This is a genomic window from Mesorhizobium sp. M0954 (assembly GCF_040319155.1).
In the GTDB taxonomy this organism is placed as follows: Bacteria; Pseudomonadota; Alphaproteobacteria; order Rhizobiales; family Rhizobiaceae; genus Mesorhizobium.
Genome location: NZ_JAMYNR010000008.1, coordinates 149346 through 164043, shown reverse-complemented (window position 1 = coordinate 164043; position 14698 = coordinate 149346). Strand labels below are relative to the sequence as shown.

The 14698-nt window shown below is 63.1% G+C and carries 15 protein-coding genes and 1 tRNA gene; 6 read left to right on the top strand and 10 right to left on the bottom strand.

Annotated elements, in window-relative coordinates; genetic code table 11:
• Positions 1-26: 26 nt before the first annotated feature.
• The 7 genes from NKH93_RS13645 to NKH93_RS13615 form a co-directional block, all read right to left on the bottom strand.
• Entirely contained in the window at positions 27-1382 is a 1356-nt protein-coding gene (locus NKH93_RS13645) for an LLM class flavin-dependent oxidoreductase (protein WP_352918382.1), read from the bottom strand.
• Positions 1379-2560, bottom strand: coding sequence for an acyl-CoA dehydrogenase family protein (locus tag NKH93_RS13640; protein WP_352471374.1), 1182 nt, complete (start codon positions 2558-2560; stop codon positions 1379-1381). The genes NKH93_RS13645 and NKH93_RS13640 overlap by 4 nt, the downstream gene beginning before the upstream one ends.
• Positions 2561-2564: 4 nt before the next feature.
• Positions 2565-2906 (bottom strand): DUF3088 domain-containing protein, encoded by a 342-nt coding sequence (locus NKH93_RS13635; RefSeq protein WP_352683052.1) that lies wholly within the window; start codon positions 2904-2906, stop codon positions 2565-2567.
• A 7-nt stretch (positions 2907-2913) separates the two neighbouring features.
• Positions 2914-4269 carry an LLM class flavin-dependent oxidoreductase gene (locus tag NKH93_RS13630; protein ID WP_352918384.1) on the bottom strand — a complete coding sequence of 452 codons (1356 nt, stop codon included), beginning with the start codon at positions 4267-4269 and terminating at the stop codon, positions 2914-2916.
• Between the two features lie 13 nt (positions 4270-4282).
• Positions 4283-5458, bottom strand: coding sequence for an acyl-CoA dehydrogenase family protein (locus tag NKH93_RS13625; protein ID WP_352540175.1), 1176 nt, complete (start codon positions 5456-5458; stop codon positions 4283-4285).
• 24 nt (positions 5459-5482) lie between these two features.
• Entirely contained in the window at positions 5483-6922 is a 1440-nt protein-coding gene (locus NKH93_RS13620) for an NAD(P)-binding domain-containing protein (RefSeq protein WP_352820122.1), read from the bottom strand.
• Between the two features lie 643 nt (positions 6923-7565).
• A tRNA-Leu gene (locus NKH93_RS13615) sits at positions 7566-7650 on the bottom strand.
• A 456-nt stretch (positions 7651-8106) separates the two neighbouring features.
• Here NKH93_RS13615 and NKH93_RS13610 point away from each other — a divergent pair.
• Both NKH93_RS13610 and NKH93_RS13605 read left to right on the top strand, forming a co-directional pair.
• Positions 8107-8694 carry a YqaA family protein gene (locus NKH93_RS13610; protein ID WP_023677958.1) on the top strand — a complete coding sequence of 196 codons (588 nt, stop codon included), beginning with the start codon at positions 8107-8109 and terminating at the stop codon, positions 8692-8694.
• A gap of 29 nt (positions 8695-8723) precedes the next feature.
• A complete protein-coding gene (locus NKH93_RS13605; RefSeq protein ID WP_352452439.1) occupies positions 8724-9242 on the top strand; it encodes a disulfide bond formation protein B in 519 nt (172 codons plus the stop codon).
• A gap of 151 nt (positions 9243-9393) precedes the next feature.
• Here the strand turns inward: NKH93_RS13605 and NKH93_RS13600 are convergent, their stop codons facing one another.
• The gene (locus NKH93_RS13600; protein WP_023677956.1) at positions 9394-9951 is read right to left on the bottom strand and encodes an HNH endonuclease; all 558 of its coding nucleotides are present in this window, start codon (positions 9949-9951) and stop codon (positions 9394-9396) included.
• A gap of 129 nt (positions 9952-10080) precedes the next feature.
• Positions 10081-10722, bottom strand: coding sequence for a DNA-3-methyladenine glycosylase family protein (locus NKH93_RS13595; RefSeq protein WP_352471385.1), 642 nt, complete (start codon positions 10720-10722; stop codon positions 10081-10083).
• Between the two features lie 122 nt (positions 10723-10844).
• Between NKH93_RS13595 and gluQRS the strand changes: the two genes are divergently transcribed.
• Together gluQRS and NKH93_RS13585 are read left to right on the top strand one after the other, a co-directional pair.
• A complete protein-coding gene (gluQRS, locus tag NKH93_RS13590) occupies positions 10845-11720 on the top strand; it encodes a tRNA glutamyl-Q(34) synthetase GluQRS (RefSeq protein WP_352820121.1) in 876 nt (291 codons plus the stop codon).
• Positions 11721-11847: 127 nt separating this feature from the next.
• The gene (locus NKH93_RS13585) at positions 11848-12738 is read left to right on the top strand and encodes a DMT family transporter (RefSeq protein WP_352471389.1); all 891 of its coding nucleotides are present in this window, start codon (positions 11848-11850) and stop codon (positions 12736-12738) included.
• On the opposite strand, the gene NKH93_RS13580 is transcribed toward NKH93_RS13585, so the two are convergent.
• A complete protein-coding gene (locus NKH93_RS13580) occupies positions 12705-13559 on the bottom strand; it encodes a YihY/virulence factor BrkB family protein (RefSeq protein WP_292656768.1) in 855 nt (284 codons plus the stop codon). The two genes, NKH93_RS13585 and NKH93_RS13580, sit on opposite strands and share 34 nt — an antisense overlap.
• A 57-nt stretch (positions 13560-13616) precedes the next feature.
• Here NKH93_RS13580 and NKH93_RS13575 point away from each other — a divergent pair, with 57 nt between their 5' ends.
• Both NKH93_RS13575 and NKH93_RS13570 read left to right on the top strand, forming a co-directional pair.
• Entirely contained in the window at positions 13617-14483 is an 867-nt protein-coding gene (locus tag NKH93_RS13575; RefSeq protein ID WP_352820120.1) for an SDR family oxidoreductase, read from the top strand.
• 23 nt (positions 14484-14506) lie between these two features.
• A complete protein-coding gene (locus NKH93_RS13570) occupies positions 14507-14698 on the top strand; it encodes a twin transmembrane helix small protein (protein ID WP_023677950.1) in 192 nt (63 codons plus the stop codon).

Sequence of the window (14698 nt, the reverse complement as noted above, 5' to 3'; positions counted from 1 at the left end):
CCGCTCCGTTGTATTTTGATGATCATTCAAAGGGCTGCCCCTAGCAGCCCTGGCGCCTTGCTCGGCTGCGGTGCAAAGCGGCTTTCGGGCCTGATAAGGCCGAGATGGTCGCGCAGCGTGCGCCCTTCATATTCCGTTCGGAACACCCCTCGCCGGCGCAGGATCGGCACCACCGTATCGACAAAGACCTCCAGTCCGGTCGGCAGCACGTCCGGCATCAGGTTGAAGCCGTCGGCGGCGCCGGCGACAAACCATCTTTCGATATCGTCGGCGATCTGCTCCGGCGTGCCGACGATGGTGCGGTGGCCAGTGCTGCCGTTCAGCGCCCGGATCAGCTGGCGAACCGTGAAATCATTGCTGCGGGCGAGCGCGAGCGTGGCCTTGAAGAAGGTGTGGCCGCCGTTGGGGGGCAGTTGAATCCGTTCCGGCAACTTCTCATCGAGCTTCAGCCGCTCGCGATCGATGCCGAGCACGCCGGACAGCCGCCCAAGGCTGTAGTCGAGCGGAATGCGATCCCACAGCTCTTCTTGCCGCCGCTCCGCTTCCCCCTCTGTGCTGCCGATGATAGTGGCTAGGCCGGCGAGGTTGAGCGGCACGCCGCCGGTGCGGCCATAGGCGACGGCACGCGCCTTAAGTTCCCGCGCATAGCCGAGCGCTTCCTCGAAAGATTGCGATGCGGAAAACACGGCTTCGGCGTGGCGGGCGGCGAGGTCCTTGCCGTCATCGGACCCGCCGGCCTGGACGACCACCGGATGCCCTTGCGGCGAACGCGGCACATTGTGCGGGCCGTGCACCGAGAAATGTGCGCCCTTGTGGTCGATGGCGTGAACCTTGGTGGCATCGACGAAGCGCCCGCCGGCGACGTCGCCGATGAAGGCATCGTCCTCCCAGCTGTCCCACAATGCCTTGACGATGTCAGCAAATTCCGCCGCCCGCTCGTAGCGCCGGCCATGATCGATGGCACCGTTGAGGCCGAAATTGCGGGCCGAGGCGGGATCGGCCGTGGTGACGATGTTCCAGCCGATGCGTCCGTCGCTGACATGGTCGAGCGTCGCGAAGCGCCTGGCGATATTGTAGGGCTCGTTGAAGCTGGTTGAAGCGGTGGCGATCAGGCCGATGCGCTCGGTTGCGGCGGCTACCGTCGCCAGCACAATCGTCGGCTCCAGAGATGTGATCGGCCGATAGTCAATGCGGTCCGAGATTGCTGCCTGATCGGCAAGAAAGATGGCGTCGAGCTTGGCGCGCTCGGCGATCTTCGCCACGTGCACATAGTGGCCGACGGTGAAGGCGGCATAGGGGTCGACGCCGTCCATCCGCCATGCCGCCGGCGAGAAGCCGGCATGCAGGATGTTGACGTTGAGATGGAGCTGCCGGCCGCTCATCGAAAGACGCCGGGCTCGGGATATGCGCCGGTCAGATACCAGGTGCCGACGGTGCGGGTCTTGTATTCGGCAGGGTTGTGCAAGGTGTGAATGCGTGCGTTGCGCCAGAAGCGGTCGAAGCCGTATTTGCGCACCGCCGAGCGGGCACCCATGACCTCGAATATCTCGGTCGTGACTTCGAGCGCAACATCGCCTGCCAGCACATTGGCCGCGGCGACGGCAACCGCCGCCTCACCGCGTTCTTGCTCGGTCAGCGCCTTGCCGCGCGCGATCGCATGATCGATCGCCGCCGCCGCGCGATCGGCCAGCGCCGTCGCCGCCCGCGTCTTGACCCACAGCTCGCCATACTGCCGCTTGATCCATGGATCGTCGATATGGCGCTCGACGCCGGAATACATCCACGGCCGCGAACTGTTGAGCGTATAATCTCGCGCCGCCAGCAGCGCGCCCTGGGCCGTGCCGACAAAGACATTGAGCAACACGCTCTGCTGCTGCAGCGGGCCGATGGTGCGGATTGGCAACGACGCGTCGACCCAACCGCGCACCAACTCGCTGTCGTGGATCCTGACGTCCTTGTAGGCGACCTTGCCGCTGCCGGTCTGCGTCTGGCCGATGCCGTCCCAGTCATCGAGAACGGTGATGCCTTCACGGTCCGCGGGGATCGCTGCAAACTTCCTCTCGCCGCTGCTCTCGTCCTCCCACGAGGTCGAAAGATAATCGGCAACATGCGAGCCGGAGGCAAAGGGTTTGAAACCATTGACGATCGTCCACTCGCCATCCTTGCGGCCGAACAGCGTTTTGGAAAAGCTGTTGCCGGTGTTGCCCCAGAACCAGTCGCCGGCAGCCGAACGCCGAAGCAGATCGGCTGAACGCGGCTCGTCCGAGTTGAGCCTGGCGGCGATCAATGCGCTGAAATGGTAGCCATAGATATGGCCGATCGAGCCGTCGACCTTGGCGAACTCGCGGCCGATCTTCAGCGCCGTCGAATAGGGTTCGCCGGCGCCGCCGAATTCCTTGGGAATGACGATGGTGAGCAGGCCGCTCTCCTTGAGCAGCCGTATCTGCTCGACGGGCCTGCCGCCAAGTTGGTCGCGCTCGACCGCGTCGCGGGCAAAGATCTCGCGCAGCTCGGCCGCCTTGGCGATCCATGGATTGGAGGTATCAGGATCGAAGGTCATGCTGTCACTCATGCAGATGCGGAAAGCCGTGGCGCTCGGCAAGCAGTGCAAGAATGCGCCTGGTGTCATCGGCGAAGACCTTGCCCTTGGCCGTCGGCAAGTCGGCGGGCGGATTGCTGCCGATGATCAGCACCGGCAGCGACTGGTGCCGTTCGCCGAGCGCGTCGATCACCTTGCCTCTCGGCCTCGAAAACGGCACGCGCTCAACGTCGAGTCTGGCGGCGAGATCGGGAAAGGCTGCGAGCAATCCCTCAACCTGGTTGCAATAGGGGCAGACGAACGTCTGGCCCGGCTGATTTGGGTCGGCGAAACCCGGCTGGATGAGAAAGAGCGTGTCGCGCGCCATTGCCGGCCTATTCCGCAGCTGCCGCGGCATGCCGCGAAAAACGGTTTGCCGGTCGCTTCAGGCCGAGATTGTCGCGCAAGGTGCTGCCCTCATACTCGTCGCGGAACAGGCCACGGCGGCGCAGTTCCGGCACCACCAGCTCGATGAAATCCTTCAGGCCGCCGGGCATGATCGGCGCCATGATGTTGAAGCCGTCGGCGCCGTAATTCTCGAACCGCTCTTCCATGGTGTCGGCGATCTGTTGCGGCGTGCCGACCACCTGCCAGTGGCCGCGGGCGCCGGCGATGCGCAGATAAAGCTGCCGGATCGTCAGGTTCTCGCGCCACGCCAGATCGATCACCAGCGCTTGCCGGCTCTTGCCGGCATTGGTCTCCGGCAAATCCGGCACCGGCCCGTCGAGCGGATAGGCGCTGAGGTCGAAGCCGCCGGCCAGCGCCGAGACCAGACCGAGGCCGACTTCCGGCTGGATGAGATCCTGCAGCTGTTCGAACTTCCCCCGCGCCTCGGCTTCAGTGCGGCCGACGACCGGGAAAATGCCTGGCAGGACTTTCAGGTCATCCTCCGAGCGGCCATATTTGCCGAGCCTGCCCTTGACGTCGGCATAGAAGGCGGTGGCTTCGTCGAGCGTGATCTGCGCGGCGAAAATCGCTTCCGCGGTACGAGCCGCCAGCTCTTTGCCCGGACCCGACGCGCCGGCCTGGACCACGACCGGACGACCTTGCGGCGTTCGCGGCGTGTTCAGGGGACCACGCACCTTGAAGTGCTGGCCCTTGTGGTTCAGCACATGCAGTTTGTCCTTGTCGAAATAGCGCCCGCTTGCTCTGTCGCGCGGGAAGGCGTCATCCTCCCAGCTGTCCCACAGGCCGAGCACGACATCGGCGAATTCCTCGGCGCGGTCGTAGCGCTCGCCATGCTGGATATGCGTCTCGTGACCGAAATTGAACGCTGCCTCCGGATCGGAAGAGGTGACCAGATTCCAGCCTGCGCGCCCGCGGCTCAGATGGTCGAGCGACGCGAACTGGCGGGCCAGATTGTAGGGATCGGAAAAACTGGTCGACGCCGTGGCGATGAGGCCGATGTTCCTGGTCACGGCCGACAGTGCCGACAGCAGCGTGATCGGCTCGAACGGATAGACGCCGCTATGCGCCTTGCGGCTGGCGGCCTCGAGGTTGCTCAGCCGCGCCGCGACGCCATCGGCAAAGAAGATCGCGTCGAATTTGGCCGCTTCCGCCAGCCGGGCAAGTTCGACGTAGTCGCCGAGGCTGGTCCCCTCGCCTGCCGCTGGATGGCGCCAGGCCGCCACATGGTGACCGGTGAAGAGCAGAAACGCTCCCAGCTTGAGCTTGTCCTTGCGCCTGGCCATTTTTTTCGCCTCCTCAGCGGTACAGTCCGCCGGCCGGGAATTCCCCGGTCAGCAACCAGGTGCCGATCGTGCGCTTCTTGTATTCGGCCGGATTGTGCAGCGTGTGCGTGCGCACGTTGCGCCAGAACCTGTCGTAGCCGTTGGCCTTGGTGGCTGAGCGGGCGCCCATCACCTCGAAAACCTCGCTCGACGCGTCGAGGCCGACTTGTCCGGCGTAGACATTGGCGGTGGCGAGATCGATCGCCGTCTGCCCGCGCTGCTCCAGGGTCAACGCCTCGCCCTGGCCATAGGCGGCATCGAGGCTGCATGCTGCTATATCGGCCAGTTCGGCCGCGGCGAGCGTGCGGATATAGAGGTCGCCATATTTGCGTTGCACGAACGGATCGTCGGTATGTTTCTCATAGCCGGAATAGACCCAGGGGCGCGATTGCGAGACCGTATAGTCCCGGCCTTCGCTCAGCGCTCCTTGCGCGCTGCCGACGAACAGGTTGAGCAGGACCGCCTGCTGGAACAGTGACGTCAGCGTCTGGAACGGCGTCAGCGGCACCGCGGGCGAGCCAATCAGTTCGTCGTCGCCGACATGCACGTCCTTGAACGTCACCTTGCCGCTGCCGGTCTGCCGCTGGCCGACACCATCCCAGTCATCCTCGATGACGATGCCCTCACGGTCAGCCGGGATCGCTGCCGCTAGTCTATCCTGGCCGTCCTCCCAGGCAACCTGGATGTAGTCTGCGATGTGGGAACCGGAGGAGAACGGCCGAAAGCCGCTCAGGATCCAGCCCGTGCCGTTGCGCCTGGCCGTCGACGTCTTCGACATGGCGTTGCCGGAATTGCCCCAGACCCAGTTCTCCCTTGCCGAGCGTGTCAGCAGCCGGTCCCTCTGCGCCTGCGTGCCACGGAACAGCACGCCATTGAGCGGCAGATGATGGTATCCGTAGAGATGGGCGAGCGAGCCGTCGGTGCGGGCGAATTCGCGCACGACGCGAAGCACCGACAGCCAGGGTGCGCCCTTGCCGCCATAGCGCTTGGGAATCTGCGCCGACGGCAAACCACTTTCCTTCAGCAGGCGGATCTGTTCGACGGGCCGGCCGCCGGCCTTGTCGCGCGCCACGGCATCCCGATCGAAGATTTCGCGCAGTTCGACCGCCGTGGCGACGAACGGGTCGGAAAGGTCAGGGCTGAAGGTCATCGGCGTTTGTCCATGGAAATGCGTCTATTCCGCCGCGATGGTCTGCGCCGGCCGCGAGACGGAAGCGGCATAGGCGTCTTCGCCGAACTCGGCCGGATGGCTCCCGGTTATGCGGCTCTCATGGCTGTCGAGATCGGCGAGGAAGAGATCGCGGCTGATGCGCGCGACAACGGCCGGCACATCGCGCCTGATCGACGGCACATCGCCGATCGGCAGGCCGAAACTGACAAAGCCGCCGGGATTGAAGACATGGATATTCCTCAGGAATGGCGCCTCCCCCGGCGCCTTCTCGAGAAATTCATGGCCGAGGCCGAGATAAGGATGGGCGCCGAAAAATTCATCCAGCTCTGCTTCCGGCGGCGCGTACTGGTCGCGCCATAGCCGGATGGTGGCGGCGAAATCGGCGAACTCAGGCTTGCGCGTCGGGTCGGCGAAATAGCCGGTGCCGGCGACGACGAAGTCGAACGCAAACGTCTCGCCTGCGATATCGGTGACGACCTTGCCGTCTTCGACATCCGCATTTGTCCAGGGGGCACCGAGATGGAGATGAAAATTCTGGTGCCGCACCGCCCGCTCCACCGCATCGAGCGGCGGCGTTGAACCGGCCTCGCGGAAGCGCAATGCCTGGCGCCAGCGCACCGCATCGGGCAGCCGAGGATAATTGTCATAGGCGCCGGGATAGCCGCGCACGCGGTTGATCGGCACACTGGCAATGCTGTTGCGGCGGGCAAAGAGACGCACCGATTTCGCGCCGGCCTCAAGGGCAGCTCCGGCCGCATCGAATGCCGAAGCCGCCGACCCGACGACAGCCATTGCCTTGCCCTTGAGCGAGGCAAAATCGATTGCCGCCGAACTGTGTGCGACAAGGCCCCGCGGCAAGGCGGCAAGTACCGCCGGTATCACTGGACCGCCGCTGCCGCCAAAGCCATTGGCCAGAATGATCTTGCGCGCCGTTTCGACCGATGGCGTGCCGTCGGCTTCGAGGTGGAGGCGAAAAAGCCCGCCGGCCGGCTCGATGCGAATGAGACGCGTGCCGTAACGGATGCCGATACCGAGGAACGCGCGATACCATTTCAGGTAGTTCGCCCAATCCGTCCGTGCGATGCGGTCGAATCCGGCATAGGCTTCCGCACCGTGGCGGGCTTCGTACCAGGACTGAAAGCTCAAGCCCGGCAAGCCGAGTTCCGGCCCCGGCAAGCCCTTTGGCGTTCGCAGCCGGTTCATCCGTGCATGAGTGAACCAGATGCCGGCCTTGCTTTCATCCGGTGCCGCGTCGACGACAGTAACCTTGCCGATGCCGGCACGCCTCAACGCGAAGGCAAAGGTCGCCCCCGTCTGCCCACCGCCAACGATGAAGACATTGTGGTCGATGCCTTCCCGGTCCGGCACCCAGTTCTGCGGATCGGGGCCGATCAGCCGGAGCGTCTCCCGGGCGTGGTGATCTGGATCGGTCGGTAAGGCCATTTCGGTCCCGGCTGAAGTTGAGCCTCATCAAACTCCGCCTCGGTCGGCAAACAGTCCAGAAATGTTCGCTTTGATTGGCCGGTAGTTTTTTTCACTTGCATTGCAACGACGCGCTTTCACAGCCGACGAATGGGCGGCGCGTGTGGCCTCCCTGAAGCCGGGGCATCTTTTTGATATTGCAGCGGGCTCAAGCGCACTGGTCATTTTATTTCTTACGGCTCACGCGTAATGCGCCGACGCAGTCGGGCATTGGTGTCGAGCACATCAGCGGCGTCGCGTGGTCAGCGGGATCAAGCTTGATCTTGGTCGACCGACATGGGTGACGTCCGCCATCTGAAAGACGGCAGATCGCGGATACACCAGCAACGGTCCTCGCAGGATAGGACAGCGCAGCTACTCAACAGGCGTCCCAAGAGGCCCGTCGGCTACTCCATCGCAGGAACGAAAACCAGAAGAGTAGCGGACCTTTCGTGTGCAGTTTTTGCACACGATCTCTCATAACATATTGATTTTATGTATTGATCTGTCCCATCCATCACCGGACATTGCGGAGTATCCTGGTGGAGGTGGGCGGCCGACACGATTCGAACTCTGGCGCGACAGGTGAAATGACTGCCGTTCTCAAAGTTTGTTGGCCGATAGTTGGTGCGGGTGGTCGGGCTCGAACCGACACTCCTTTCGGAACTGGATTTTGAATCCAGCGCGTCTACCAGTTTCACCACACCCGCAAGGCGCTAACTCATTTACCTCTCAACGCTCTCATGCTGCACCTACGCAGAGGGTGGCAGTTCGAGAATTAAGCGGCTCTTAACTCCTAACCCATTGACCTCCAATCCTATTACCCTGCGGGCTGACGGTAGACGCATCCTGATTTTGAGTCGAGCGCGTCTACCAATTCCGCCATAGGGGCTCAGGCCGGGCGGCCTGGATGGGCGCGGACTATACGGTTGGAGGCCTGTTCGTCAACTGGCCAAATCCCGACATCTGGGCTCGCTCAAGCCTCAGCCTTTCGATTTCGTGAAGCAGCTGCCATTGTGCAGCGCGGAAAATCTTTCTAGACAGGCGGCGCATGTCATTGAAGCGCACCTTGTCCGACGAGGTTGATGCGGGGCGCTTCCAAGTCTTGTTTGTACATGTCGTGATCCCAAGACCGCTTCTGGTTTGGGCGTGCATTAGGAGTGCCGATGCTTCGCGGACTTTACGACTGGACCTTGTCGCTGGCGGCGAGCAAATCCGCCGAATGGTGGCTGGCCTTCATCGCCTTCGTCGAGAGCTCGGTGTTCCTGGTGCCGGCCGACGTCCTCTATCTGCCGATGGCGCTGTCGCGGCCGGATCGCGCCTATCGTTACGCGCTGGTCGCCACCGTCGCCTCGGTGCTGGGCGGCATCGCCGGCTGGTTCATCGGCCATTATGCCTATGATGCGGTGGCGCGGCCGATCCTCGAATTTTATGGCAAATATGACGAGTTCGAAGCGATGCGCGTCTCATCGGGTGTCGGCTTCATCATCCTGATGCTGGTCACCTCCGGCCTCGCCCATCTGCCGCCGATCAAGGTTGTGACGATCCTGTCGGGCGTCATCGGTGTTCCTTTGCTGCTGTTCATCGTGCTGGCAATCGTGGCGCGCGGTGCTCGCTTCCTGTTTCTCGCGTGGCTGTTGCGCCGCTATGGCGAGCCGATCCGCCACTTCATCGAAAAGCGCCTTGGCCAGATTGCAGGCGCCGCCGCCGCTGCCCTGATTTTGCTCTATATTGTCGTCAAATACGCCGTCTGAACGGCATCGAACCGAATGGACTGAGTCCGATGACAGCGACCGTGAATGCCGATACCGGACGCCAGCGGCTGCGCACCGCCCTGTTTCTCGCTGTCGCCATGGCCGCCACGGTCGGCTCGGCGCTGGCCTTCCAGTATCTCGGCGGCTACATCCCCTGCAAGCTCTGCCTCGAGCAGCGCACGCCTTACTACGTCGGCGTGCCCTTGATGCTGCTGGCGGTGCTTGCGTCGGCTCTTCACGCGCCAGCCTGGGTAAGCCGTGGCCTGCTGGCTATTGGCGGCCTGCTGATGCTCTACGGCGTCTATCTCGGCGTTTATCACTCCGGCGTCGAATGGGCGTGGTGGCCAGGCCCGACCGATTGCACCGCAGCCGCCGGGCCGGTGGACACCGGCGGCAAGGGCGTGCTCGATGCGCTCGACAAATTCGTCCCGCCCTCCTGCGACAAGGCGGCGCTCCGCATCCTCGGCCTGTCGCTGGCCGGCTGGAACGCCATCGCCAGCTTTGTCCTGACGGTCGTAGCCTTCCGCAGCGCCTTCGCCCGCGACTGAGCGGCACAACGCAGAGTTCGTCCAGAAATTCGTCAGGCCGGAGTGCATGACGTGGCTTTCGAGAACCGGAGCGGAGCGTACTAAAGTACGTGAGCACCGGAAGCGCGGAAAGCTGCGTCAGGCGACCGGCATGGCGGATTTCTGCCGAACTCTATGGTTCGAGTTCGACATCCCAGTACAGATAATCCATCCAGCTTTCGTGTAGATGGTTGGGCGGGAACAGCCGGCCGTTATTATGCAAATCATGCACCGTCGGCTGGTAGGGCTTCTGCAGCGGCCACATCTTGGCGTGGGCCGGCATCATGCCGCCCTTCCTCAGATTGCAGGGCGAGCAGGCAGCGACGACATTCTCCCAGGTCGTGGCGCCGCCGCGATGGCGAGGAATGACATGGTCGAACGTCAGATCGTCCGGCGTGCCGCAATATTGGCATTGGAAACGGTCACGCAGGAAGACGTTGAAACGGGTAAACGCCGGATGCCTCGACGGCTTCACGTAAGCCTTCAGGCTGACGACGCTCGGCAGCTTCATCGAAAAGGTCGGTGAAGAGACGGCGTGTTCGTATTCGGCGACGATGTTCACCCTCTCGAGGAACACCGCCTTGATGGCATCCTGCCAGGACCAGAGCGACAGGGGGTAATAGCTGAGCGGACGGTAATCCGCATTCAGCACCAGCGCTGGAAGCCCATCCGGAGATACGGCAACCGTCACGTCGTTGACCTCCTTCACCCTAGAACCGGTCGACGCGGATACTGTAAGCCCGACATGACAGGGATGTGAAGCGGATTGTCGATCATGCCGGGTCTCAAAAACGCATGATTTCAATGCTTTTTTGCGGATTCAGGCCGGAGGCGCGGCATCCCTGCCCTTCAATTCGCGATAATAAGCCCAGAAAAGCCGCGATGCGACACCGCGCCACGGGCTCCATGATTCGGCAAGCCGGATCAGCATTTTCTCCGGCGGACGCGGGTCGATGCCTAGTGCATGGCCGACCGCGCTCTGCAATGCAACGTCGCGCGCCGGAAAGATGTCCGGGTGTCCGGCGGCAAACAAAAGGTAGACTTCAGCCGTCCACGGGCCGATCCCCGGCACCCTGGTCATGGCCGCGATCGCCTCGCTTGCATCGAGCCGACAGAGGTGATCGAGGTCGAGCCCGTCGGCCACCGCCCGGGCGACGGCAAGCAGGCCGCGCTGCTTGGGTCGCGACAGCCCGGCCTCGCGAAAGATCACCTCGTCGGCGGCAAGTATCGCCTGCGGCGTCAGCGGATCGAGCAGTCTCGTCAGCCGGCCGAAGATGGCGTCGGCGCTCGCGCGGGACACTTGTTGCGAAACGACGATGGAAGCAAGGCTCCTGAACCCCGGCTCCGATAGCCTGAGCGGCACCTCGCCGGCCATGCCGCGCACTCTTTCCAGGCGTGGGTCGAGTAAGCATAGCCTATCCAGCCCTTGCGCAATGTCGTCGAGACTGGCGATGCGTTGCATGTCTGCTTGTTCCAAAATCAAAAGTGCCGCACGCTTCGTCACGTGTCCCTCTGGACGCACGACGCCACCGGCGCAAAGTAGCAATTGGCGAAAGCGCCACACAACCCGATTGCCGCCGGACAATGACACTGCTGACATTCCGCTTCGCGCCGAGCCCGAACGGCGAACTGCATCTCGGCCATGCCTATTCGGCGCTGCTCAATCAGAAATTGGCAAAGGCGACGGGCGGACGCCTGCTGCTGCGCATCGAGGATATCGACACGACACGCTGCACGCCGGAATTCGAGGCAGGCATTTTTCGCGACCTGAAATGGCTGGGGCTTGGCTGGGAGGAACCGGTGCGCCGCCAGTCCGAGCATTTTGCCGAATATCGGGCGATGCTCGAGCGGCTGATCGAGGAAGAACTTGTCTACCCGGCCTTCATGAGCAGAAGTGAGATCCGCGCCTTTATCGCCGACAGCGAGAAGCGTGGCCGCGACTGGCCGCGCGACCCGGACGGCGTGCCGCTCTATCCTGCCGCCGACAAGGCGTTGACGGCGAGCGAACGCAAGCGGCGCCAGGCCGAAAATGTGCCATTTGCCTGGCGGCTGGACGTCGATGCGGCAATAGCGCGCGCCGGCAAGGACCTGTCATGGGCCGAATACACGGACGAGACGCTCTCCGCGACGCGTCGTGTCGAAGCCCATCCGCAGGATTGGGGCGACGTGGTCGTGGCGCGCCGCGAAATCCCGACCAGCTATCACCTCGCCGTCACCATGGACGACGCGCTGCAGGGCGTCAGCCATGTCGTGCGCGGCCAGGATCTCTATTCCGCGACCAGCGTGCAGCGGCTGCTTCAGCAACTGCTTGGCCTGCCGCAGCCGGCCTATTTTCACCATCGCCTGATCCTCGGCCCGGACGGACGAAAGCTGTCGAAGAGTCTTGGCGATACCGGCCTTGCCGCCCAGCGTAAGACGGGCGCATCGCCGGACGATGTGAGGCGGCTGGTCGGTCTCTAGCGGCGCCAAAGGCATTCCTTGAATGGAATTGAGCCTATGGATCAACGGTTTGGTTTTGCCTTCCGCTCGGAACGGCATTAGAGCAAGCGCGACAATCAGTCCTCACCGACGCGTGGCCTCCGGAAAAATGCACAGCCTCAAGCGGTTCATCCCCGCCTCTTTCGTCGTCCTGTGGGCGACCGGCTTCATCGGCGCGCGCTATGCCATGCCGTGGGCGGAGCCCTTTACTTTCCTGGCCGCGCGCTTTGTCCTGGCCGCAATCCTGCTTGTCGCTTTGATGGCCGCACTTGGTTCGAGCCGCGCCACCCGCGACGAGGCGCTGCACGCGACCGGCGCCGGCATCCTGATGCATGGCGTCTATCTCGGCGGCGTGTTCTGGGCCATCCACCGGGGCATGCCCGCTGGGCTTTCAGCCCTGATCGTCGGCCTGCAGCCGCTGATCACGGCAGTGCTCGCCGGCAGGCTTCTCGGCGAGGCCATCCTGCCGCGCCACTGGGCCGGTCTCGGCCTCGGGCTGATCGGTGTGGTGATCGTGCTCTGGCCGAAGCTCGGCGCGCTCGGCGGCGGGGTGACGGCCGAAACACTGGGCGCCTCACTTGTCTCGGTGCTCGGCATGAGCGCCGGCACGATCTGGCAGAAGCGCTTTGCTTCCGGCGGCGATCTGGTGGCTGCCACGTTCTGGCAATATGTCGGCGGCGCATCTGTAATGGCCTTGGCCTCGCTAGCCTTCGAGACGCGAACGGTCATCGTCAATGGCGAACTGATCTTCGCCATGGCCTGGCTCGTGCTTGTGCTGTCGATCGGCGCCATCTTCCTGTTGATGGTGATGATCCGCGACGGCGAAATGTCGAAGGTCGCCTCGCTGTTTTACCTCGTGCCGGCCGTCACCGCGGTCATCGCCTGGGCATTGTTCGGTGAGCACTTGAGCCCGCTCCAGATCGCCGGCATGGCGATCGCGACGCTCGGCGTCGGGCTGGCGACGGCTCAGCCGCCGACGCGGGCACGCGCCTCTAAATAGCGGCTGATCGCGGCGTTGAGCTCGCCACCGAGGATGAAGATCGCTGATACGATGTAGAGGAAGACGACGGCGATCATGATCGAGGCGAGGCCGGCATAGGTCGTCACATAGGACGAGAAATGATCGAGATAGGCGGCGAAGATGGTCGACCCGATGAGCCAGCCGACCAGCGTGAAGATGATGCCAGGCACGATCGAAACGAAGCGGCGCTTGCCGGCCGGCAACCAGAAATGCACGGCGAACAGGCCGCCGATGATGACGACCGAGGCGATGACGTAACGCCACAGCGTGATCGTGCCCATGTAGGGCTTTATCCATTCGAAATGCGACTCGGCCAGCCGTGCCAGCAACGGCGCGAAGACCAGCAGCACGCTGATGGCCAAAAACCCGGCCGTCGCGATCAGCACGAAGATGATGCTCTGCACCCGCCGGTAGATGATGCCGCGCGTTTCCGAGACACGATAGGCCCGGTTGAGCGAGGTGCGCAGCGCCTCGATGCCGTTCGAGGCGAAATATCCGGCAAGCACGATACCGTAGGTCAACAGGTCACTGCGCCGGACGGTAAGCACGTTGAGCACCTCGCGCGCGATCGGTTTGGCGATCTGCTCGGGCCATGTGTCGAACACAAGGTGCACGGCGGTGTCGGCGAAAGCCTGCGCGCCGAAAAAACTCGCCAGCGTCGTAGCGAAGATCAGGAAAGGAAAAAGCGCCATCAGCGCGGTGATCGCCAGATGGCTGGCCATTGCCCAGCCGTCGTCGGTGTTGAAATGGCCGAGCGCGTCGTAGAGGACGCGTTTGAGGGCTACGATCTTCCGCAACAAGAACCGCGTTCCCTTCGATTGTCCCGACGCCGCGAATATGGGAAGGGTTTGCGGTAAATGACAACCCTAGGTCAAACCACCATTCCTCCCGGAGAAGAGTTGCGCACCATCATTGTCACAGGTGCCTCTTCCGGCATAGGCGCCTATTGCGCCTATGCTCTTAAGAGGGAAGGCTGGCGGGTGTTCGCAACGGCCCGAAAGCCCGAAGATATCGCCGCGCTCGAGGCCGACGGCATCGAGGCCTTTTATCTGGACTACACCGAGCCCGGATCGATCGAGGCGCTGGTGGCGTCGGTGCTGGAACGGACCGGCGGCCGGCTCGGTGCGCTCTTCAACAATGGCGCCTACGGACAACCCGGCGCCGTCGAGGACCTGCCGGTCGAGGCTTTACGGCAGCAGTTCGAGGCCAATGTCTTTGGCTGGCATGATCTCACTCGCCGCGTCGTACCGGTGATGCGCCGTCAGGGCCATGGTCGTCTCGTTCATTGCTCATCGATCCTCGGCCTCGCGCCGGTGCCTTTTCGCGGCGCCTACTCGGCATCGAAGCACGCTATCGAAGGGCTGATGCTGTCCCTCTATCAAGAACTCCTCGGCAGCGGCATCCATGTTTCGCTGATCGAGCCGGGGCCGGTGAAATCGAAGATCGCCAGCAACAGCCTCGCATGGTTCCTGGCGAATATCGATCACGAGAATTCCGTTCATCGCCTCGCCTATGCGGCGCAACTCAAACGGCTGCGGGCCGGCGGCAGCACATCGCGGCTGAAGCCCGGGGCGGAGGTGGTTTATGCCGCCTTGCACCATGCGCTTCTGTCGCGGCGCCCGCGCCCGCATTATGTGGTAACAGTGCCGGCCAGGATCGGTGTGATCCTTAAACGCATCCTGCCGGCTTCTGCACTCTACCGTCTGCTCGCCAATCGCGCCTGAACGCAATTCAACTGGAACACACCATGGCAACCGTCTTCAACATCCTCGCCGTTCTTGTCATGGTCGCAGTGGTGATCGTGCTGATCCGCGGCCTCATCAACATGATGCGCGGCGGCTCCAGCATGACCTCCAACAAGCTGATGCAGACGCGCGTGCTCTTGCAGTTCGTGGCCTTGGTGCTGATCATGCTGGCGGTGTATTTCACCCGTAAGTGA